Source organism: Brevundimonas sp. UBA7507 (assembly GCF_002478355.1).
GTDB lineage: Bacteria > Pseudomonadota > Alphaproteobacteria > Caulobacterales > Caulobacteraceae > Brevundimonas > Brevundimonas diminuta_D.
On record NZ_DLNP01000022.1, the window covers coordinates 36,778 to 58,547 of the forward strand.

A 21,770-nucleotide genomic window follows, 5' to 3' on the forward strand; every position below is an offset into this window, starting at 1 on the left:
CAAAATTCTTTTTCGCCAGTAACTTAACGACAATTTCGGAAACAGCATCAAAAAGCTCCGAAACGTCCAAAGAGTCCCTGCCCTTGCTCGCCGCCGTCGAGGCGCGCGAGCGCGGCGCTCGCCGCGTCATCGACCGGGCGTCGAACTGTCCCGCCTGTCAGAGATCACGAAACCAACGTGCAATTGGCCTGCGCCGCCGTCGTCGCCCACCCGCGACCGCCGCGTCAGCCCCCGCACCGTCACCCGCGCGACGTGCGCATTCTGCCAGGATCGCGGGGTTTCCACTAAACGCCAGAACCCGACTTCGGCGTCCAGCCGGAAATGCGGCATTGCAGTTCTTAACGGAGGGCTTGTCATCAAGCCCAACTACCAGTTGATGCGAAGACCCAAGGCGGCTTCGGTAGCCGTCTGGCGGCTGCGGTCACCATCGACCGTCCAGCGATGGCTCGCCTGACCATAAAGGCTCACGTTCGTGCTCACACGGGCGGTGAGGCCTCCGCCGACTTCCAGCGCCGTATGGCCGAACCGGCTCTCGATAGCGGAGCCGGATTGCCCAAGCAGCACGCTGTCCTTGCCGGAAAAGGCGTGCCAGAGATTGATCCGTCCATAAGGTTGCCAAAGGATCCCGCGGGCGTCGCGCCGGGTGTGTTGCAGACGCGCCCCGAACCGCCCGGTCCAGGCCACGCCCTCATCCCAGTCTACGCTCGAGTACTGATCCTGCGTCCCGTCCACCCGCACATTCTGGTAGACGATCTGCGCCTGCGGCTCGACCAGCCAGCTCTCTCGCAGGGTGATGGAATAGCCGGTCTCGAGCGACCATGTGTATCCGGTCGTCTCGGTCGAGGCCCCGGAGCCATAAAGGGACGTCGCCTCCATGTCGTACCAGCTCTGCTGCAGGACCGTATCGACATACCAGCCCGTCGGGCCGAAATGCGTCCAGTAGGCCCCGACAGACGAGCCGTCCGTTTGCAGGCGGCCCACCTCCAGATCCCGCATCCCGCGTGCAAGGCCGCGCATCGACGCGTCGTGGTCGGTATAGGCCACATACAGGCCGACGTGATCGCGGCGGCCGCTGTCCGTCGCCCGCCGGAAGAGGTCGAGCCCGGTCTGGAGCCCGACCAGATCGCCCTCGGCCCGCGCCTCGGCCGTTCCGCCCCATCGGTTGTCCAGCCGCGCCCCGAACAGTCGCCCCCAGGCGCCGTTCACATAAGCCCGCGGTTCCACTAGGCCACGCAGGTTTTCCTGATCACCGACGCGCTGGTGCAGCGTCCCCAGGGTTGAAAGGGCCATCTGTCGCGCGATCGCAGGAACAGGTGCGTAGAGCGGCGTCTCAGGCCGATAGATCGGAATGCCGGGCCCATTCGGATCCTCGCTCTTGATATGAGACCTAAGGAACCAGTCGCCCGGATCGGAGTCGCCGCCCCGGAAGAGCTGATATTCATAGGCGCCCGCCACGACGCGCTGGCCCAGCGTGAAGGCGTCGGCCGTCGTCGCGCCGCCGCCGGTCACCTGGACCAGCCGAATGCCGTCGTCCACGGTTAGCGCGCCGGGGCCGCCGGTATTGTTGACCAGGATGGTGGTCGTGCCGCCGGCCTGACCGCCATTGATCACTAGCAGGTTGGTGGGCGAGGCGTCGCCGCCGAGATAGGTGTTGAAGCCGATGCGGCTCCCTGCGCCGCCCGTATAGCCGCCGACCGTCAGCGTACTGTAGCCGTCCTGCCTCGCCAGGAACTGGATCACGCCGGCGTTGGTCACTGCGCCGGTCGCGCTGGAATCACCAGTCAGGTTCCAGGCGCTGTCGGCGTCGATCGTGATGTCGGCCGCATTTCGCGCCAGGCCGGTCCAGAGACTGCCCTGCGCCAGGGACACGTCGGCGGTGTTGCCGGAATCGGCGAGCAGATCGCCCGTCCATTGCGAAGCGATCAGATTGGTGCTGGTCGCGCTTCCGGGGCCGGCCAGACGCTGATCACCCGTCCAGCGACTGTTGCTCAGGTTATAGGCGAGGGTTGATGCATCGACGACGATGTCGCCCGTCAGAGACGGCATGTCGGCAATATTCAGCGTCAGGTCGCTGGCCACACCTGCGGCGTCGTCGCTCACCTGCGCCAGCAGGGACCGGCCGTTGACGACGGCAGGGTTGAGCACGGCCCCGCCCCCGATCGAGACCACTCCCGTCCCGCCTTCGGAAAGGACGATCGCGCCATCGGCGGCGCTCAGGCTGCCGCCGGTGATCGACACGGCGTTCGCCTCGCTGCCCGCGAGGTAGATCGCCGACGATCCGGCGCCGTTCGCCGCGACGGCCGCGCCGGAAATCGTGAGATCGCCGACGTTGACGGCGGCGACGCCGTGCGCGACGGCGCCGGTGGTTTCGACCGAACCGCCCGCCATCTGCACCGTCCCTGCATCGCCGGCCCGAACGCCAAACGCAGCGTCGCCCGAAGTGGCGACAGCCGTATTGGCCAGGGTGACGACGCCGGCGTCCCGCGCGGATACGCCGAAGGCGTTCGCTCCCTGCGTAGCGACCGCAACGTCCGTGGCCGCGATCACGCCGCCTGCCATCACATGCAGGCCAGCGGCGTTGATGTTTGCCGTTCTGACCGAGGTTCCGGACAAGGAAATGCTGCTGGCAGCGTCGGCTGCCCGGACGGCGTCGGCGCCGCCGATCGCGGCTGTGTCGGCGCCATTGGTCGTGATAGAGCCGCCGACGATCGAGGCCGAGGCGCCCTGGCTGACCTTGACGCCGATCGCGCCGTCGCCGTGCGTGGTGATGCGGGCGTTCTGCGTCTGCAGTCTGCTGCCGGCACCGACCACATCCGCTCCATGGGCCTCCAGGCCTATGTCGGCGCTCGGAAACTGAAGTACCGGAAGATTGCTTCCGCCTCTTCCATAACCAGTCGTGATCTCCGTGTTGCTCGCGGTGACGGCGCCACCGGCGGTGACGAGCAGGCCAGCGCTGGAAGGGCCGGAAGTGCGGACTATGGTGTCGGTCAGGGTGACGGTGCTGCCCGACCCGCTCGCCGCTGCGCCTGCGGAGTTAGGCTGATAGGTGAAGACGCCGTAGCCGGCGAAGTCGATCCGGCCGCCGGCGTCGGCCCACAGGCCCGGACTGTCGGCGCCGTAGGTGGCGGACGTCGCGCCATTGAGGGCAAGAATCCGGCTGCCGACGCCACGGGCCAGCATGCCCGGAGAGTCGGCAGTAATCGTGCCGCCGTAGTAATCGCCGGACGCGATCGCGCCGCCGCTCATGGTGATCAATCCACCATCGGCCGCGAGCAGCCCGGCGCCGCCGCTTCCGTAGACGTTTACGTAGGCGTTGTTCAGGGTCAGGGTGCTGTCAGCGCCCGAGGCGACCGCGCCAGCGGCGTCATCGCCATAGCTGTACGTACTCAGGTCGTTGAGGGCGATCGATCCCCCCGCGTCCGCGAAAACAGCGGAGGCTCCCGCGCCGTAGGTCGTAACGCTGGTGCGGGTCAGGGTGATCGTCCCGCCGCCCGATGAATAGGCGCCGTGCGCGTTGTCGAGCGCCGTGTTCACCTCGCTGTCGGTCAGCGTGACGTCGCTGCCTGTTCCGATCGCCTCGACGCCGTAAGCGCCGGCGCCGTTCGTATAGACCAAGGTATAGCTGCCGGTGATCTGCCCGCCACTATCGGCATAGAGACCGCGGCCGCCGTCGCCATAGGTGCTGATCATGACGCCGTCCGTCGGCGTGCCGATCAGCGAGATTGTACCGTCATCGGCAGCGCGCACGCCGTGGCCGCTGCCCAACGCGGAAAGGTCGACCGAGACGCCGCTATAGGCTCCCGATCCGGAGACCTCGACCACCGCAGCGGCGTCTGTGCTTTGGCGCACAGTGAATGCAGAATCCGCGCAGCTACCGGAGGAAATGCTGAGCGTAGCCGGCGCAGCGGCGCATTGAGCGAACGCTTGCGTGGAGGGAAGCAACACCGTCGCCGCTGCGGCCCAGACGACACGACGACGACAGGCTGAACTCAAGAGCGCCTTCTTCCGCGCGCCGCCCAAACCAAGGGCGGAAATCGAAGCCGGCGCCTCCCCCTGGACTGCACGCAATGGCAGAACTCCTTTTCTCAGGAATATCTAATCAGAAGCCCATACGCTTGACAGAAAGAGTTAAAATACAACAAGATTACAAGGTTAAGCGCTGCATTTAAACGCCGGTCAGACGCTGCGGCTTATCGTTTCCGGCAGGCCGCCCATCGCCTCATTTCGTCGTGTAACCGCCGTTGACGAGAATGGTCTGGCCAGTCATCCACCATCCGTCGCTGACCAGAAAGCGGATATAGGGAACGATATCCTCGATGTCAGTCAGCCCGGTTTTCGAAAAATTCGACAGCGCCGCCGCCGTCTTGTGATAGGCGATAGCGTCTTCCCCTTCGGCCGGGTAGAAGAAGGGCGTGTCCATAGGACCGGGCCCAATGGCCGTCACCGAGATTCCACGCTCGCCGAACTCTTTGGACGCCGCCCGGGTGAAATGCTCGACCGGCGCCTTGGTCCCTGCATAGGCCGCATAGAAGGGCGTATAGGCGCCAAGCAGCGAGGTGACGAGCGTACAGATTTTGCCGTTGTCGTTGAGATGTTTTCCCGCCTCTTTCAGGAAGAAGAAGGCTGATTTCGCGTTCACGGCGCTCATCTCGTCGTACTCAGCCTCCGAAATCTCGAGCATCGGTTTCTTCAGAACCTTGCCGACCGTATTGATGGCGATATCGGGTCGCCCTAACGCCCTGATCGTCGTGTCAAAGAGGCCTTGCATAGCGTCAGCGGTGGTGAGGTTCGCCTGCAAGGCGACGGCTTCCGCGCCGGCCGCTTTGATCGCCGCCACAGTCGCATCCGCCTCTGCCCTAGCGGCTTCACTATTGTAATGGATCGCTACGGCCTTCGCTCCTTGTGCCGCAAGATCGCGTGCGATCAATCCGCCGAGATTCTTGGCCCCGCCGGCGATGATGACGGTTTTGCCCTTGATGCTGTGGTCAGTCATGGCTCGATCCTAGGCTGCGCGCCCATACCGGCGGCTTCCAGATACAGAGCCTATCGCGTTAGACAGACCAATAAAGTCGAACATTCTGGCATCAATTGTCAGAAATCGTATCCAGTAGGAGAGCCTCGAGCATGGACCGGATCGATCTGTTCCGCATCTTCGCGCGCGTAGTCGAATGCTCGAGTTTCACGCGGGCGGCTCACTTGCTGAGCGTCCCCCGCTCCTCCGTCTCCGCAGCCATTCAGGAACTCGAGGCGCACGTCGGCGCACGCCTGCTCCATCGCACCACGCGCAAGGTGTCTCCGACCCAGGACGGCCTTGCCTTCTATGAGCGCTGCCAGCGCAGCCATCGCTGAGGTCGAGGACACGGAAAACCTCTTCCGCCAGAATGCGTCACAGCTGATCGCCCGACTTATCGGCGAATTTCCGCTGATCAACGTCGTCAGCCCGACCTATCTAGAGCGCTACGGCGCACCGAAATCACCTTCCGATCTCTCTACGCATCATGCCGTGAACTATGCGTCGCCGACGAGCGGCCGGATCGAGGATTGGGAATGGACCGAAGACGGCAAGGTTCGCAGCCTGCCGATGTGCGGCCGCGTCACGGTCAACAGCGCCGAAGCCTACGTCACTTGCTGCCTCGTCGGCTTGGGACTGATTCAGGTTCCCGCCTATAATGTCCGGCGTCATCTCGACGCTGGCGAACTCGTCGAGATGATGGCCGAGCATCAGGCCCAGCCTTATGCTGGTTACCTTGCTCTACCCCCCATCGGAAGCACCTTTCGCTCAGCCTGCACGTGTTCGCCCAATGGCTTGAGAGATTGCTACAACTCCTCTGACCTGCCACGCGCCCTGCGGACCTTGTCGACTGGATCGAGCCTTCGAAATCAGCGACTTGCGTGCCATTTCGAAAGCGATGTTGAAAGTTCCCAAAAGGCCGGATTATTCCCACTCGATGGTGCCCGGCGGCTTCGACGTCACGTCGTAGACGACGCGGTTGACGCCGCGGACTTCGTTGATGATGCGCGTGGCGGTCTTGGCCAGGACGTCCCAGGGGAACTGGTAAAAGTCGGCCGTCATGCCGTCGGTCGAGGTGACGGCGCGCAGGGCCAGCACCTTTTCATAGGTGCGGGCGTCGCCCTGGACGCCGACCGTCTTGACCGGCAGCAGCACGGCGAAGGCCTGCCAGATGTCGTCGTACAGGCCCGCCTTGCGGATCTCGTCCAGATAGATGGCGTCCGCGTCCTGCAACGTGGCGACCGCCTCCGGCGTGATCTCGCCGGGGATGCGGATGGCCAGGCCCGGTCCGGGGAACGGATGGCGTCCTACGAAAGCGTCCGTCAGGCCCAGTTCGCGGCCCAGAGCGCGGACTTCGTCCTTGAACAGTTCGCGCAGGGGTTCGACCAGCTTCAGCTTCATGAAGTCCGGCAGGCCGCCGACGTTGTGGTGGCTCTTGATGACGTGCGAGGGGCCGCCGGTCGGAGACACGCTCTCGATCACGTCGGGATAGAGGGTGCCCTGGGCCAGGAAGGCGGCGCCTTCGATCTTGGCGGCCTCGCGGTCGAACACCTCGATGAAGACGCGGCCGATAGTCTTGCGCTTGGTTTCCGGGTCCGAAATCCCGGCCAGTTCGCCGAGGAATTCCTTGGAAGCGTCCACATGCACCAGCGGGATATTGTAGTGCTCGCGGAACAGTTCCGTGACCTGCTTGGCCTCGTCCTTGCGCAGCAGGCCGGTGTCGACGAAGACGCAGGTCAGCTGGTCGCCGATCGCTTCGTGGATCAGCACGGCGGCGACCGAGCTGTCGACCCCGCCCGACAGGCCGCAGATGACCTTGGCGTCGCCGACCTGTTCGCGGATCTTGGCGATCTGCTCGTCGCGATAGGCGGCCATGGTCCAGTCGCCGGTCAGGCCCGCCACCCCGTGGGTGAAGTTCTTCAGCAGCTGGGCGCCGCGCGGCGTGTGCACCACCTCGGGATGGAACTGCACGCCGTAGATCTTGCGCGTCTCATCGGCGATGGCGGCGAAGGGCGCGCCTTCCGAGGTGGCGATGACGTGGAAGCCTTCCGGCAGGGCCGTCACGCGGTCGCCGTGGCTCATCCACACCGGCTCGCGGTGATCCAGGGCGCCGATGCCGGCGAACAGGGGGCTGTCCTTGGTGATGACGATCTCGGCGCGGCCGAACTCGGCGTGGTGGCCGCTCTCGACCTTGCCGCCCAGCTCGGCGCAGATCAGCTGCTCGCCGTAGCAGATGCCCAGGATCGGCGCGCCGTAGTCGAAGACGGCGTGATCGACGCGCGGGCTGTCCGCCTCGGTCGTCGAGTTCGGGCCGCCCGACAGGATGATGGCCTGCGGCTGCATCGCCGTCAGAGCCTCGCCCGCCTTGTTGTACGGATGGATTTCGCAATAGACGCCGGCCTCACGCAGGCGGCGCGCGATCAGCTGCGTCACCTGGCTGCCGAAATCGACGATGAGCACCTTCTGGTGTTGGGTCGGCTGGGTCATAAGGTCGAATCCGGGGCGAGCGATTGGGCGAGGGTTTGGCCCTGAAGGGCCGGAATTTCAAGGGCTGCGAGGCCATGATCCGTCAGCACCGTGATCAGGCCGTCCACGGCTTGGGCCAGGTTCTCGTCCACCAGATGCAGGGTCGAGGTCCAGTCATGCAGGCCCGTCAGTTCGGCCTTGCCGTCCGACACGCCGCGCAGCGCCAACAGCGGCAGGCCGAAGGTCTGGGCCGCGCGGACCAGCGCCCACGTCTCCATGTCCACCATCTCGGCGTCGATGGCGTCATAGGCGGCGCCCGAGACGACGTTTCCGCCAGTCGACAGGCGCGCGCTCGGCACGCCGGGGATGGGGCACGGCAGCGGCAGAACGGCGGGCATGTCCAGCAGCGGCGTCACGCCCCTCTCGAACCCGAGCGCGCTGGCGTCCATGTCGCGATAGGCCACGGACGACGCCTGATAGACCGCCGCATGATCCAGCACGCGCGACCCGCACGAGCCCAACGACAGGATCAGGTCCGGCGTCTCTCCCCTTGCCTCCAGCCGCGCCAGGGCCGCCGTCAGCGACACCGCCCCCTCGACCGGCCCGATGCCGGTCATCAAGGGGTCGATGCGGGCGCGCAGATGTTCGCCGTATTCAGCCGGTGCGGCCATGACCGGCAGGACGGTGACGGCGCCATAGCGCTCCAGCCTCACGAAGCGCGCTCAAACAGGGCGATGAAGAAGCCGTCCGTGCCGGTCGCAGCGGGCGACAGACGCAGGCGATTTCCTTGCGCCAGGGCGGTCAGGCGTTCGCGCCCCGCCTCGGTCAGGTCCGCGCTATGCGCCGCATCGGCGACGGGGACGGGCTTGAAATCCGGGTGCGCAGCCTCGAAGGCGACGGCGGTGGCCTCGTTCTCGGCGCCCAGCACCGAGCAGGTGACATAGGCCAGACGCCCGCCCGGCCGCACCAGCTTGGTCGCCTGCCCCAGAATCCGCAGCTGCAGCGCGTGCAGGCGCGCGACCTCCTCAGCCGTCAGGCGCCAGCTGTCCTCCGGCCGACGCCGCCAGGCGCCCGAGCCCGAGCACGGCGCGTCGACCAGCACCACGTCGGCCTGACCGTTCAGATCCTCGACCCCGCCGCCGTTCGTGCCCAGCAGGCGCAGGTCGGCCTCGACGCCCGCGCGCGCCAGGCGCGGCTTCACATTGTCCAGACGCTTGGCCGAGACGTCGCAGGCGATCAGCGACCCCTGCCCCTGCATGGCCTGCACCAGACCCAGCGTCTTGCCGCCGCCGCCCGCGCAGTAATCCACCACCGTCGCGCCGGGGAAGGCGCCGGACAGCCAGCCGACCACCTGGCTGGCCTCGTCCTGAATCTCGAAATGGCCGTTCTGGAAGCCGTCCAGCGGCTGCACGTTCGGCGCCGGTTCGGCGTCAAGGCGCAGGCCCCAGCCCGACAGCGGAGTGTGCTGGGGCGACAGCCCGGCGTCGCGCAGCTCGGTCTCGACCTCCTCCATCGTGGCGCGAAGCGAGTTGACGCGCAGGTCCACCGGCGCGCGGCCGCTCAAGGCTTCGACCTCTTCGCGCCAACGGTCGCCGTGGACCGCCTTCAGGTCCGCCGTCACGAAGTCCGGCAGGGCGACCTCGGCCAGATCGACCGCGTCCTCGCCCGCCATGACGCGGCCGCGCTCGTGCTTGGACAGGGGACGCGGGCCATAGCCTTCGCCGTTGTAGAGGCCTTCGATCTCCTCCAGCGTAGCGCCGTCCAGCACCGAAAGAGCCCCGACGATCAGGGCGCGTCCGTCCTGACGCCCGCCCATATAGGCCGACAGGCGGCCCCGCGCGCGCAGCACCTGATAGACGCGCTCGGCGATGGCGCGGCGGTCGCCCGAACCGGCATAGCGGTTCTGCTGGCTCCAGGCCTTGAGCACGGCGTCGGCGGGCTGGCGGCCCTGCGAAATGCTGTCGATGATGGCGGCGGCGGCGGCCAGGCGGGCGGCTGGGGTCAAATCAGACTCGGATGAAAAGGGCCAGAAGGCACATCGCCAGTCCCGCAAGCGAGACCAGCCACACCAGCGACCGGATATAGGGAACGCCCAGGGCGTAAAGCGGGATATAGGCGACGCGCGCCCAGAAGTAGAGGGCCGCGCCCCACGCCGTCAGCGCGCCGGTTCGGTCAGCGACCTGGGCGATCAGCACGGCGCCGATGAACAGCGGCAGGGTCTCGAACAGATTGGCCTGCGCCCGCTCCAGACGACCGACGACGGGGCTGTGCGCCTCGGGCGTCTTGTCCCGCGCTCCGGCGTTCCACGACAGGCCGAACTCGCGCGTTCGAGCGAAGGCGGGCAGGAAGACCTGCACCAGAGCCAGCACCAGCGTCGCCGCCAGCCAGGTCAGTTCAGTCGTCACGCCCGTCTCCTGTTCTGCAGGCCCAAAACAAAACCGCTCCCGGCCGGGGCCGGGAGCGGATCAGGTCAGCCCTGACGATAGTTGGGCGCCTCGCGCGTGATCATCACGTCGTGAACGTGGCTCTCACGAAGGCCCGCATTGGTGATGCGGACAAAGCGTGCACGCTGCTGGAAGTCGGTGATATTGGCGCCGCCGACGTAGCCCATGGAGGCGCGCAAGCCCCCGACCAGCTGGTGCACCACCGGGGCGATCGGCCCCTTGTAGGCGGTCTGGCCCTCGATGCCTTCGGGGACCAGCTTCTCGGACGAGACTTCCTTCTGGAAGTAGCGGTCGGCCGAGCCGCGCGCCATGGCGCCCACCGAGCCCATGCCGCGATACGACTTGTAGGACCGGCCCTGGTACAAGAAGACCTCGCCGGGGCTTTCATCGGTCCCTGCGAACATCGAGCCCATCATGGCGACATTGGCGCCCGCCGCGATGGCCTTGGCCAGATCGCCCGAGAACTTGATGCCGCCGTCGGCGATGACCGAAGCGCCCGTGCCTTCCGCCGCGCGGGCGGCGTCGACGATGGCCGTCAGCTGCGGCACGCCCACGCCCGCGACGATGCGGGTGGTGCAGATGGAGCCCGGCCCGATGCCGACCTTCACCGCATCGGCGCCGGCGTCGATCAGGGCGCGCGTCGCGTCATAGGTGGCGACGTTGCCGGCGATGATCTGCACGCGGTTGTTCTCGCGCTTGATGCGCTCGACCACCTGGGCGACCGAGGCCGAGTGGCCGTGGGCGGTGTCGATCACCACCACGTCCGCGCCCGCATCGGCCAGCGCCATGGCGCGCTCGAACCCGGCGTCGCCCACGGTCGAGGCGGCGCCGACGCGCAGGCGGCCCTGCTCGTCCTTGCAGGCGTTGGGGAAGGCCTGGGCCTTCTGGATGTCCTTCATGGTGATCAGGCCGACGGCGCGATAGGCGTCGTCCACCACGATGACCCGTTCGATCTTGCGCGTGCGTAGCAGCTCGCGGGCCGCCTCGCGCCCGGCCGCCCCTTCGCGCAGGGTGATCAGCTCGCCGGTCGTCATCAGATCGGCGGCCTTGAGGTTCAGGTCCGTCTCGAAGCGCATGTCGCGGTTGGTCAACATCCCGACCAGCTTGCCGCTCTTGGGATCGACCACGGGGAAGCCGGTGATCTTCTTGCGCTCGACGATCTGGAGGACTTCGCCCAGCGTCGTGTCGGGGGCGACCGTGACCGGGTTCACCACCATGCCGCTTTCATAGCGTTTGACGGCGCGGACCTCTTCGGCCTGCTCGTCGATGGTCATGTTCCGGTGCAGCACGCCCATGCCGCCCGCCTGCGCCATAGCGATGGCCAGGCGGCTTTCCGTCACCGTGTCCATGGCGGACGACAGCAGCGGGATGTTCAGTTTGATTTCGCGTGTCAGCTGGGTCGATACATCGACATCAGCGGGCATGACCTCGGACGGACCGGGTTCGAGCAAAACGTCATCGAAGGTTAGGCCTTCGCGTATCTCCATTTGGAGCCTCCATTTTGCGGGCCGCGTATAGCCCCCGTTTGCGGGGAACCGCAACCCCAAGCCCGCGCTATCGTGCATATTAAGAGGAATTGCCTTGAAACGGACGGCGAGAGGCCGCATTTCCCGATAATGGTTCGCATCTTGATCAACACGGCGCGACAGCTCGCTCTCAAGATTGCGAGCTACGGCGCCATGCACCTGATCGTCGCGATCCTGGTGGCCTTCGCCCTGACGCGCGACTGGCGGCTGGCGCTGGCGGTCGGGGTGGTCGAACCGATCTTCCAGACCATCGCCTATTCCATCCATGACCGCGTCTGGCACCGGATCGAACGCCGCAAGATGCTGTCTGGCGTCGAGGAGACAGCCGAGGCCTTCACCGCCCGTCTGGAGGTGATGAACGCGCACGAGCAGAATCGCGCGCACAACCACCATGGCCACAGCCACGCCCTGCCCCGCAACCTGAAGCAGGTGGCGCTGAAGACCGTCACCTACGGCGTCATGCACTTCACCGTGGCGGTGCTGGTGGCCTTCGCCCTGACGCGCGACATCCGCATCGCCCTGGCCATCGGCACGATCGAGCCTCTGGTGCAGACGGTCTTCTTCACCCTGCACGACCGCATCTGGACGCGGGTCGAGGCCAGAAAAGCCGCCCGTCGCGCCGCCGCAGCGGCTGAGGGCGCATCGGCCTAACGCTTGTTCAGCGCCACAAGGAAGACCTCGGCGCTGCCCTTGCGGCTCGAGTCGGGCTTCACGTATTTCACCGTCTCGAACTCTTCGCGCAGGCGCGTCAGCACCCCGCCGGCGTCGCCGCCCTGGAAGTTCTTCGACACGAAATTTCCGCCAGGCCGCAGGGTGCGGATGGCGAAATCGGCCGCGATCTCGATCAGGGCGATGATCTTCAGGTGGTCCGTCTGGCGATGGCCGACCGTATTGTGCGCCATGTCCGACAGCACCAGATCCGGCGGCCCGCCGATGGCGTCCAGCATCTGCTGATCCACGCCCGGATCGGTGAAGTCCGCCTGAATCAGCGTCGCGCCCGGAATCGGCTCGATCATCAGCAGGTCCACGCCCGCCACCGCCGCCGCGCCGCGATCCAGCGCCACCTGCACCCAACCGCCCGGCGCCGCGCCCAGGTCGATGACCCGCGAGCCGCGCTTGATCAGCCGGAACTTGTCGTCGATCTCCATCAGCTTGAAGGCGGCGCGGCTGCGCCAGCCCTCGGCGCGCGCGCGGTCGGACCATTCGTCCGACAGCTGGCGCTTGATCCACGCCTGGCTGGACAGGGTCTTCTTGTCGGCCGTCTTGATCTTCTGGCCGACCTTTCGCCCGGCTGCGGTGCCGCCCGTGGGCAGACGCACCATGCGGCGGCGTTCCTGCGGCTTGTCGGCGGGCTTTTCGTCTTCACTCATGCTTCCCACATAGCCCTGACGGCGTTCAGCCGCTATGACCCGCGCACAATTCCGGCTCGCATAACCTCAAGGAGCGCCCGATGGCCGACCAAACCCTGACCTTCACCCTGGACACCGGCGACGGCGCCGAACGCAACGTCGTCATCAAGCTGCGCGACGACCTGGCCCCCAACCACGTCAAGCAGATCACCGATCTGGCCAAGGAAGGCTTCTATGACGGCGTGGTCTTCCACCGCGTGATTCCGGGCTTCATGGCCCAGGGCGGCGACCCGACGGGCACCGGCACCTCGGGCTCGAAGAAGCCGAACCTGAAGCAGGAATTCTCGAAGGAGCCGCACGTCCGCGGCGTCTGCTCCATGGCCCGCACCGCCAACCCGGACAGCGCCAACTCGCAGTTCTTCATCTGCTTCGACGACGCCCGCTTCCTGGACGGCCAGTACACCGTCTGGGGCGAGGTGATCGAAGGCATGGAACACGTCGACGCCCTGCCGAAGGGCGAGCCGCCGCGCGCGCCGGGTAAGATCGTCAAGGCGACCGTCGCCTAAGGACGAAGGTTCAGCGGCGGGGGATCAGTCCCCCGCCCACCACCGCATCGACACCCCGTCGAAGGTCCGGTCCCCGACCTTCAGCGTCCCTTTCAGGACGACGCCCTGATCTCCCAGATTGCGCCGCGCCTTCGCCAACGCATCCTGGTCGAGCCTTCCGTCGAACGTCACCGCCCCCAGCTCCCGCGACGTCGCCTCGAAGCGCACCCGATCCTCGGTCACGTCATAGGCCGTCGGAATCAGCCGCGTACGCCGCGTCTTATCCCCCGCTTCGAACTCCATCATGATCGGCGCGAAGCCCGCCGTCCGCTGCCCGTCGCGCCAGGCCATGAAGTCGGGAACCTGGCCCAGGAACAGGTGATGCAGCCGCCAGTCGCCGACCTGAACCGCCGTCGTGGGGATGTAATAGCCGGACACGTCCTCGGGCAGGTCGTGTTTGAAGGCGGCCGCCTGCCCGACCTTGTCGGGCGCCGCGCGCCGGTCGCAGGCGGCGACCGTCAGGGCCAGCGTCGCCGCCAGCAGAACCGGCACGGTCCTCAAGGCAGGCGCACCAGGGCGGACAGCCAGCCCAGATCCTGCAACCGCTCGACGGACTCGAACAGCGGCACGGCCAGCAGGAAGACCAAGCCGTCGCGCAGCGTCGTCAGGAAGAACTGCGGACGCACCTCCAGGCTGTCGGCGTCGCGCCATTTGGAGAAGTCCGGCCCGAAGCGCGGCGTCCGCGCGCAATAGTCCGCATAGGTCTGGCCGAAAGCGCCCGACAGCCAGGCCTCCTCGCGCTTCACCGTGGCGTAGAAGACCGCCACCGTCAGCAGCAGGAAGACAGTCGCGAGCGTCACGCTGCCCGTCTGCGCGCCTACGCCGAACGCCCCCATGAAGCTGAAGACATACAACGGGTTGCGGCTGATCGAATAGGGTCCGCGATCCACGATCTCGGCCTTCTTGCGCCCGCCGATATAGAGGGAGCACCAGGCCCGCCCGACGATGCAGACGACGATTAGGCCCAGGCCGAACGCCTCCAGCCCCTCATGGAGCATGGTCTCGCCGCCGATGGACCGGCTGACGAAGGCCAGCCCGGCCACGCCGATCAGTCCGACCAGCAGCGCCGCCTTCCGCAGCTTCTGCACCCGCTGAAGATCAAAGTCCTGCGTCGCCGACATCTGTGTTTCCTTGACTGATGCGACTGCGACAGAACGCCGCTCTTGCGGCGCTTTCAAGGCTTATCTTTGCGAGCGTTTCGCGGTCGCAAAAATCACTGATCCAGCCACCGATCCAGCGCCCGGAACCCGCCGATGGCCAGTTCGGTCGCGTCCTGGAACACGGCCGGATTGACCTTCTCGAAATCGTCGCTCGGGCGGTGATAGTCCGTGTGATAGTTTACGCCGAAATACAGGAACGGCAGGCTCGCGCGGTGGAAGGCGGCGTGGTCCGACGCCTCGACCCAGTTGTCGGCGCCCTTGTCCTCGGGCGTGTCCTTGCCGAAGGCCAGGGCCACGGTCCGGCGCGCCGGAACCTGATCCAGCACCGGGCGGAAATAGGGGTGCTGATAGGTGCCCGTCACCCACAGTTTGCCGTCGCTGTCGGCCCGCGCCGTCATGTCGAAGTTCAGGTTCATCGCGATCGCGTGCAGCGGCACCGGCGGCGCCTCGACGAAATGCTTGGCGCCCAGCAGGCCCCGCTCCTCGCCGTCCAGCGCCACGATCAGGACGCTGTGCTCGGGCGGGTTGGCCTTCAGCCGCCTGGCCAGCTCCAGCATGGTCGCCACGCCCGAGGCGTTGTCGTCCGCTCCGTTGTAGATCTGGCCGTCGTTGACGCCGACATGGTCATAGTGGGCCGTCACCACGATGTATTTGTCGGCCACGCGCGTGCCGGGGATCACGCCGATGATGTTGGTCCCGCTGTAGGTCTTCGTCCCTTCGCGCGTGCGGCCTTGCATCTCCCACGGCTGCAGACGCCCCATCGGCGAGGGCTGAACGCCCAGCGCCTCCAGTCGGCTGACGATGTACTCGCGCGCCTTGGCTCCGCCTTCAGAGCCGGTGTCTCGGCCCTGCATGTCGTCGGCCGACAGGATGCGCAGATTCTCCATCAACTGAGCGTAATCGGCCGAGGCGGCGGCGACGGCGGGCGTTTCCGGCGCGGCCGGGACGGTCGTCGTCTCACAGGCGGCCAGCGTCAGGGCGGCGGCGATCACGGACAGGCTGACGAGGACAGGACGCATGAAGGGCTCCGGCAGAGTGAGACGGCGGGACGAAGAAAGGCTCCCCCTCCCAACGCCCCTTGATGTCGTCATCCTCGGGCTTGTCCCGAGGATCCATAAACACGACGCCCGACACTAACGCTCGACGCGCGCCAGGAAAGGCCTGAGTCTCTGGATCCTCGGGACAAGCCCGAGGATGACGGGCGTTGGACGGCGCCAACAATCACAGGCCACGCTCTAGCGGCCCCCGGCCGCCGCGTCAGATTACGTTTCTGTCATGGCGGCGACAGGATGCTAAAGAACCCCCTCCGCCTTTGCCGACTTCCTGCGATTCCCATGCCCCATACGCCCGTCGAAACCCTGACCGAAGCCCAGGCGCGCGAAGAGCTGGATCGCCTGTCGGCCGAACTGGCGCGTCACGACGCTCTCTATTACGCCGACGCCGCGCCCGAGATTTCCGACGCTGACTATGACGAGCTGAAACGCCGCGCACTGGCCCTGGAAGCCGCCTTCCCGACCCTGTCCAGCCCAATCTCGCCGTCGCAAAGAGTCGGCGCCCCCGTCTCGACCCAGTTCACCGAGGTCCGCCACGGCGTGCCCATGCTGTCGCTGGACAACGCCTTCGACGAGGGCGAGGTGCACGACTTCGTGGCTCGCATCGCCCGCTTCCTCAAGCTGCCGGGCGACGAACCGATCGCCTTCGTCGCCGAGCCCAAGATCGACGGCCTCTCGGCCAGCCTGCGCTACGAAAAGGGCGTCCTGGTCCAGGGAGCCACGCGCGGCGATGGCAAGACGGGCGAGGACGTGACCGCCAATCTGCGCACGCTGGACAGCATCCCCCAGACCCTGACCGGCTCCGGCTGGCCCGACGTCATCGAGATCCGGGGCGAGGTCTACGCCCCCAACGCCGCCTTCGACGCCTTCAACGCGGCGGCCGAGGCCGAAGGTAAGCGCACCTACGCCAACCCGCGCAACTTCGCCGCCGGATCGCTGCGCCAGAAAGACCCGAAGATCACGGCCCTGCGCCCCCTGACCTTCTTCGCCTACGCCTGGGGCGAGACCTCCGCCCCCTTCGCGGAAACGCAACACGGCGCGCTGGAGGCCTTCCGCAGCTGGGGCTTTCAGGTCAACGACCGCTCGGCCCGCGTCGAGGGCGCCGACGGCCTGATCGGCGTCTATCAGACGCTGGAGGCCGACCGCAGCCGCCTCGGCTACGACATCGACGGCGTGGTCTATAAGGTCGACCGTCTGGACTGGCAGCAGCGCCTCGGCTTCATCGCTCGCAGCCCACGCTGGGCCATCGCTCACAAATTCCCGGCCCAACAGGCGACGACCGTGCTGGAAGGCATCGACATTCAGGTCGGCCGCACCGGCTCCCTGACCCCCGTCGCCCGCCTGCACCCCGTCACCGTCGGCGGCGTCGTGGTCCGCAACGCCACCCTGCACAACGAGGACGAGATCGCCCGCAAGGACGTGCGCATCGGCGACACCGTCGTCCTGCAACGCGCCGGCGACGTCATCCCCCAGATCGTCGGCGTGGTCGAAACCCTGCGCCCCGAGGGCGCCATCCCCTACGTCTTCCCCACCACCTGCCCCGTCTGCGGCTCCGAAGCCGTGCGCGAGGGGGACGAGGTCAAACGCCGCTGCACCGGCGGCCTGATCTGCGACGCCCAGATCGTCGAGCGTCTCAAGCACTTCGTCAGCCGCCGCGCCTTCGACATTGAAGGGCTTGGCGAAAAGCAGCTGATCGCCTTCCATGCGCGCGGCTGGATCAAGGAGCCGGCCGACATTTTCCGCCTCGCCCGCGACGAAGAGAAGCTGGCCCTGCTGCGCGCCGAGGACGGCTATGGCGAGACCAGCGTCGGCAACCTGATCGCCGGGATCGACGCCCGCCGCGTCATCAGCCTCGATCGCCTGATCTTCGGTCTGGGCGTGCGCGAGATCGGCGAGCAGACCTCGCTGGTGCTGGCCCGCGCCTTCGGCAGCTGGACCGCCTTCCGCGACGCCTGCATGGCCGCCGCGAACGGCCTCGCCAGCGACGACTGGAAGACGCTGGCCGCGACCCACGCCATCTCCACCCGCGTCTTGGGCCTGATGGCCGAGGCCCGCCCCCCCGCCGACGATCCATGGCCCGAGGCGCCGATGGACCAGAAGATCGCCCTCGCCTTCCCCGGCATGGCCGCGCCCGCCCGCCGCTCGCTGGCGGAAATCTCAAACGGCTGGACCGACCTGACCCGCTGGGCCGCCGTTGCGCGCAACGAAGGCCCCTCCGACATGCTGAACCAGATCGCGGGCGTCTCCGGCGTCGGCCCGGTCGCCGCCGAAGCCCTGGCCCACTTCTTCCACGAACCGCACAACCTTCAGGTCGTCGACGCCTTGCTGGCCGAACTCGAGCGCGTCGAGGACGTGGCCGCCCCCGTGACCGACAGCCCGGTGGCGGGCAAGACCGTCGTCTTCACCGGCTCGCTGGAACGCTTCACCCGCGACGAGGCCAAGGCCCGCGCCGAAAGTCTGGGGGCCAAGGTCTCGGGCTCGGTGTCGAAGAAGACCGACTACGTCGTCGCCGGCCCCGGCGCCGGCTCCAAGCTGAAGGACGCCGAAAAACACGGCGTGACCGTCCTGACCGAGGACGAGTGGCTGGCCCTCATCGCCTGATGCACGCCGTCGCCATCGACTTCGAAACCGCCAATGAGCAGCGGGCCAGCCCCTGCTCCATCGGCCTGGCCTGGATCAACGACGGCGTCATCGAATCCGTCGAGCACCACTACATCCGCCCGCCGGGCATGCGTTTCGCCAGCTTCAACATCGCCTTCCACGGCATCGGCCCCGAACAGGTCGAGGACGCCGAGGAATTCCCCGCCGTCCTGTCCGTCATCGCCCCGCGCCTGCAGGGCCGCACGGTGCTGGCCCACAACGCCGCCTTCGACGTCAGCGTCATCCGCAACACCTGCGACCACTACGGCCTGACCTATCCCGAGTTCGACTACCTCTGCACCGTCAAGCTGGCCCAGATCAGCTGGCCGGACTTCGCCTCGCACAAGCTGAACAACGTCTGCGCCGAACTGGGCGTCGCCTTCCGCCACCACGATGCGGCCGAAGACGCCTTCGCCTGCGCCTCCGTGGCCCTGGCGGCGGCTCAGATGCATCAGGCCGCCGACTGCCGCGCCCTGGCCGACGCCAGCCGCCTGACCATGGGCCGCGTCTGGCGCGACGGCTATTCGGCCTGCTCCAACGCTGGAACCCGCCCCCGCCGTCCGCGCGGCGGCTGATCGACGCCTCCCGCAAAAGACGCCCGAATCCATCGCCTTAGGCGCCCGCAGCGCGGGCAACTTGACCTAAGGTCATGTAATCATTGAGTGAAGTTCACAATTTCGGCCTTGTTTCGGACCGAACCCCGGATCATCCTTCGTCCAAGGGATCGCCTCAACGATCCGTCAGAAGGAAAACGCCGATGAAGACCTCCGTCCTGACGGCGCTCGCCGTCGCAGCCGCCGCCCTCGCTTCTCCGGCCCTCGCCAGCGACCCGACCGGCCTGTGGCAGACGCCGACCAACGGCGGCCAGGTCCGCATCGAGCGTTGCGGCCAGGCCCTGTGCGGCGTCCTCGTCACTTCCAGCCATATCCGCGCCGATCCGAACGTGCGCGACGCCCGCAACAAGGACGAGTCCTTGCGGACCCGTCCCCTGCGCGGCCTGCGGATGCTGTCGGGCTTCACCGGCGGCCCGACCGAATGGCGCGGCGGCTCGGTCTACAATCCCGAGGACGGCGGCACCTATCGCGGCACCATCACCCTGACCAACGACAACACCCTGCGCCTGCGCGGCTGCATCGTCGCCCCCCTGTGCAAGACCCAGACCTGGACCCGCGTCCAATAAGTCTCTCGCCCAGGCCCGAATGAAAGACGCCTCCCCCGCGATCGCGAGGGAGGCGTTTTCACATCAGCGGTTCAGCGAGCTCATGCCGCCGGGCGCATAGCGCTCGCCCGCCGCCGCCCCGCGCGGGAAGACAGCCTCGATCCGCGCCAGATCATCCGGCGTCAGCACGATGTCCGCCGCCGCCGCGTTCTGCTCCAGCGTCGTGATCCGGCGCGTGCCGGGGATGGGGACCAAGTCCTCTCCCTGCGCCAGCACCCAGGCCAGAGCCAGTTGCGCCGCCGTCACGCCCTTGTCCGCCGCGATGGCGCCGACCGCATCGACCAGATCGAGGTTCTTCTGGAAATTGTCGCCCGCAAAGCGCGGGTTCGTCCGGCGGAAGTCGTCGGGCGCCAAGTCGTCGATCGACTTGATCTCGCCCGACAGGAAACCCCGGCCGAGCGGACTGTAGGGCACGAAGCCAATGCCCAGTTCGCGCACCACGCCCAGCAGTTCGTCCTCCGGATCGCGGCTCCACAGCGAATATTCGGTCTGAAGCGCCGTGATGGGATGCTCGGCATGGGCGCGGCGTAGGGTGGCGGGCGCCGCCTCGGACAGGCCCAGGAAGCGGACCTTGCCCTCCTTCACCAGCTCGGCCATCGCCCCGACCGTCTCCTCGATCGGCGTATTGGGGTCGATGCGGTGCTGGTAATAGAGGTCGATGTGGTCGACGCCCAGACGGCTGAGGCTGCCCTCGACCGCGCGGCGCACATTGGCGGGCGAGCCGTCGGTGACGGCCGAGCCGTCCGGTTGGCGGTTGATGCCGAACTTGGTGGCGATGAAGGCTTCGTCGCGGCGGTCTTTCAGCGCCTTGCCGACCAGGACTTCATTCGTGTGGGGGCCGTACATCTCGGCCGTGTCGAACAGGGTGACGCCCAGGTCGAGCGCGCGGTGAATCACCGCGATGGATTGGGCCTCGTCCGCTGCGCCGTAAAAAGCGCTCATGCCCATGCAGCCCAGACCGACGGCCGAGACCTCAGGGCCGTTACGGCCCAGCTTGCGCATCTTCATCCGCGCATTCCTTCTGATGTGAGGGGGTCGGCGGCGCATCCGCCGACGCGCTCCAGATGGGCGCCGTATAGCCTTATTTCAAGGGGCGCGCCTTCACCCTTACCCGCTCATGCCGGCGGACGCCGGGATCCAGTAAGAGCCCCGCGCTCCACAACCGGCCGATGGACTTGAAGCCAAAGCACTAGATCCCGGCGTCCACCAGCATGAGCGGATGGTTAGATCAGGCTGGCCACAACCGACAGAATCGTCGCCGTCGCCACGGCGTTCAGCGCCATGCCCAGACTGGCGAAGGCGCCCGCCGTCTGGTCCACCTGAAACGCCCGCGCCGCGCCGAAGCCGTGCGCCGACACCCCGACCGCAAAGCCCCGCGCCCGATAATCCCTGATCTTCAGCAGGTTCAACAGCGGCGTCGCCGTCATCGCCCCGATCACTCCGGACATCAGCACGATCACCGCCGCCAGGGCCGGTATCCCGCCCAACTGAGAGGCCACCGCCATTCCCACCGGCGTCGTCGTGGCGCGCGGGGCGATGGAAGCGATGATCTCGGCGGGCGCGCCGAACAGCCAGACGATGCCCACGGCGCTGACGATGGCCGTCGCGGCTCCCGCCAGCAGGGCGCAGGTCAGCGGCTTGGCCAGACGCCGGATCGTCGCCCGCTGCGCCCAGATCGGCACGGCCAGCCCCACCACCGCCGGTCCCAGCAGGAAGCCCAGCACCTGCGTCGCCTCGGCATAGGTCGCATAGGGCGTTTTCGTCGCCAGCAGGATCCCGATCAGCACCGGCGTGGCCAGCAGAACCGGATGGCACAGCGGATGACGCCCGCTGCGCCGCGACAGGATGTCGGCCGCCTCGAACACCACCAGCGTCACCGCCAGCCACAACAGGGGCGTCGCGATCAGATCGCTCACGACGCGCCCTCCCCGCTATCATCAGGTTCGGGCTCACGTCCGGCCACGGCGCGGAACACCAGCGCCGTCACCGCCAGCGTCAGCAGGGTCGAGACCGCCACCGCCACGACAATGCCGACGCCATGACGCGACAGGATCGCTCCCTCCTCCATCACGCCCACGGCGGCGGGCACGAACATGATCGACAGATGCGCCGTCAGCCAGCCCGTCACCTGCGTCAGCGTCAGCCGCTCCCGTGGAATAAAGGCCAGCCACGCCAGCAGCAGCACCATGCCGATCACCGCCCCCGGCAGGGGCAGGCCCGTCAGCCGGTGGATCACCTCGCCCGCCAACTGGCAGACGAGCAGCAGGGCGATGGCGCCGATCATCGGCCGGGTGTCTC

At 67.1% G+C, this 21,770-nt stretch carries 20 protein-coding genes and 1 pseudogene; 7 read left to right on the plus strand and 14 right to left on the minus strand.

From position 1 onward, the window contains the following. Positions 1–366: 366 nt before the first annotated feature. Entirely contained in the window at positions 367–4,068 is a 3,702-nt protein-coding gene (locus tag B3D50_RS15150; RefSeq protein ID WP_286952466.1) for an autotransporter outer membrane beta-barrel domain-containing protein, read from the minus strand. Between the two features lie 151 nt (positions 4,069–4,219). Next, complete coding sequence (locus tag B3D50_RS15155; protein ID WP_286952468.1) at positions 4,220–4,993, minus strand: SDR family oxidoreductase; 774 nt, start codon at positions 4,991–4,993, stop codon at positions 4,220–4,222. Positions 4,994–5,124: 131 nt separating this feature from the next. Here B3D50_RS15155 and B3D50_RS15160 point away from each other — a divergent pair, with 131 nt between their 5' ends. Together B3D50_RS15160 and B3D50_RS15815 are read left to right on the plus strand one after the other, a co-directional pair. Next, positions 5,125–5,349: a LysR family transcriptional regulator gene (locus B3D50_RS15160; RefSeq protein ID WP_286952470.1), complete on the plus strand. Its 225-nt coding sequence runs from the start codon at positions 5,125–5,127 to the stop codon at positions 5,347–5,349. Further along, positions 5,321–5,692: pseudogene (locus tag B3D50_RS15815) on the plus strand (LysR substrate-binding domain-containing protein); the annotation flags it as partial. The gene B3D50_RS15160 and the pseudogene B3D50_RS15815, both read left to right, overlap by 29 nt. Before the next feature lie 243 nt (positions 5,693–5,935). On the opposite strand, the gene guaA reads toward B3D50_RS15815, so the two are convergent. The 5 genes from guaA to guaB form a co-directional block, all read right to left on the minus strand. Beyond that, positions 5,936–7,498, minus strand: a complete 1,563-nt coding sequence (guaA, locus tag B3D50_RS15170; protein ID WP_286952475.1) for a glutamine-hydrolyzing GMP synthase — start codon at positions 7,496–7,498, stop codon at positions 5,936–5,938. Beyond that, entirely contained in the window at positions 7,495–8,190 is a 696-nt protein-coding gene (locus tag B3D50_RS15175) for a 5'-methylthioadenosine/S-adenosylhomocysteine nucleosidase (protein ID WP_269300225.1), read from the minus strand. The genes guaA and B3D50_RS15175 overlap by 4 nt, the downstream gene beginning before the upstream one ends. Continuing rightward, on the minus strand, positions 8,187–9,482 hold the full coding sequence (locus B3D50_RS15180; RefSeq protein ID WP_286952477.1) for an RsmB/NOP family class I SAM-dependent RNA methyltransferase: 1,296 nt from the start codon (positions 9,480–9,482) through the stop codon (positions 8,187–8,189). The genes B3D50_RS15175 and B3D50_RS15180 overlap by 4 nt, the downstream gene beginning before the upstream one ends. Position 9,483: 1 nt before the next feature. Then, the gene (locus B3D50_RS15185) at positions 9,484–9,882 is read right to left on the minus strand and encodes an MAPEG family protein (protein ID WP_286952479.1); all 399 of its coding nucleotides are present in this window, start codon (positions 9,880–9,882) and stop codon (positions 9,484–9,486) included. A gap of 65 nt (positions 9,883–9,947) precedes the next feature. Further along, positions 9,948–11,408 carry an IMP dehydrogenase gene (gene guaB / locus B3D50_RS15190; RefSeq protein WP_286952481.1) on the minus strand — a complete coding sequence of 487 codons (1,461 nt, stop codon included), beginning with the start codon at positions 11,406–11,408 and terminating at the stop codon, positions 9,948–9,950. A gap of 129 nt (positions 11,409–11,537) precedes the next feature. Here guaB and B3D50_RS15195 point away from each other — a divergent pair, with 129 nt between their 5' ends. Continuing rightward, complete coding sequence (locus B3D50_RS15195; RefSeq protein WP_286952483.1) at positions 11,538–12,098, plus strand: DUF2061 domain-containing protein; 561 nt, start codon at positions 11,538–11,540, stop codon at positions 12,096–12,098. Here B3D50_RS15195 and B3D50_RS15200 read toward each other — a convergent pair. Further along, positions 12,095–12,817, minus strand: coding sequence for an RlmE family RNA methyltransferase (locus B3D50_RS15200; protein WP_286952485.1), 723 nt, complete (start codon positions 12,815–12,817; stop codon positions 12,095–12,097). The genes B3D50_RS15195 and B3D50_RS15200 overlap by 4 nt on opposite strands. An 80-nt stretch (positions 12,818–12,897) precedes the next feature. Here B3D50_RS15200 and B3D50_RS15205 point away from each other — a divergent pair, with 80 nt between their 5' ends. Next, complete coding sequence (locus B3D50_RS15205) at positions 12,898–13,362, plus strand: peptidylprolyl isomerase (RefSeq protein WP_138141577.1); 465 nt, start codon at positions 12,898–12,900, stop codon at positions 13,360–13,362. Positions 13,363–13,386: 24 nt separating this feature from the next. Here the strand turns inward: B3D50_RS15205 and B3D50_RS15210 are convergent, their stop codons facing one another. The 3 genes from B3D50_RS15210 to B3D50_RS15220 form a co-directional block, all read right to left on the minus strand. Further along, entirely contained in the window at positions 13,387–13,893 is a 507-nt protein-coding gene (locus tag B3D50_RS15210) for a hypothetical protein (RefSeq protein ID WP_286952489.1), read from the minus strand. Positions 13,894–13,898: 5 nt separating this feature from the next. Continuing rightward, the gene (locus B3D50_RS15215; protein ID WP_286952491.1) at positions 13,899–14,522 is read right to left on the minus strand and encodes a methyltransferase family protein; all 624 of its coding nucleotides are present in this window, start codon (positions 14,520–14,522) and stop codon (positions 13,899–13,901) included. Between the two features lie 92 nt (positions 14,523–14,614). Then, positions 14,615–15,580 (minus strand): M20/M25/M40 family metallo-hydrolase, encoded by a 966-nt coding sequence (locus tag B3D50_RS15220; RefSeq protein ID WP_286952493.1) that lies wholly within the window; start codon positions 15,578–15,580, stop codon positions 14,615–14,617. Positions 15,581–15,895: 315 nt separating this feature from the next. Here B3D50_RS15220 and ligA point away from each other — a divergent pair, with 315 nt between their 5' ends. From ligA to B3D50_RS15235, 3 genes are all read left to right on the plus strand, one after another. Then, the gene (ligA, locus tag B3D50_RS15225; RefSeq protein WP_286952494.1) at positions 15,896–18,214 is read left to right on the plus strand and encodes an NAD-dependent DNA ligase LigA; all 2,319 of its coding nucleotides are present in this window, start codon (positions 15,896–15,898) and stop codon (positions 18,212–18,214) included. Continuing rightward, complete coding sequence (locus tag B3D50_RS15230; RefSeq protein ID WP_286952495.1) at positions 18,193–18,828, plus strand: 3'-5' exonuclease; 636 nt, start codon at positions 18,193–18,195, stop codon at positions 18,826–18,828. Before ligA ends, B3D50_RS15230 begins: the two co-directional genes overlap by 22 nt. A 182-nt stretch (positions 18,829–19,010) precedes the next feature. After that, positions 19,011–19,433, plus strand: a complete 423-nt coding sequence (locus B3D50_RS15235; protein ID WP_003164483.1) for a DUF2147 domain-containing protein — start codon at positions 19,011–19,013, stop codon at positions 19,431–19,433. Between the two features lie 63 nt (positions 19,434–19,496). On the opposite strand, the gene B3D50_RS15240 is transcribed toward B3D50_RS15235, so the two are convergent. The 3 genes from B3D50_RS15240 to B3D50_RS15250 all read right to left on the minus strand — a co-directional run bounded on the left by B3D50_RS15240 (position 19,497) and on the right by B3D50_RS15250 (position 21,756). Beyond that, positions 19,497–20,480 (minus strand): aldo/keto reductase, encoded by a 984-nt coding sequence (locus B3D50_RS15240; protein ID WP_286952496.1) that lies wholly within the window; start codon positions 20,478–20,480, stop codon positions 19,497–19,499. Between the two features lie 215 nt (positions 20,481–20,695). Continuing rightward, on the minus strand, positions 20,696–21,388 hold the full coding sequence (locus B3D50_RS15245; protein WP_286952498.1) for an LrgB family protein: 693 nt from the start codon (positions 21,386–21,388) through the stop codon (positions 20,696–20,698). Next, positions 21,385–21,756, minus strand: coding sequence for a CidA/LrgA family protein (locus tag B3D50_RS15250; RefSeq protein ID WP_286952500.1), 372 nt, complete (start codon positions 21,754–21,756; stop codon positions 21,385–21,387). Before B3D50_RS15250 ends, B3D50_RS15245 begins: the two co-directional genes overlap by 4 nt. Positions 21,757–21,770 lie beyond the last annotated feature (14 nt).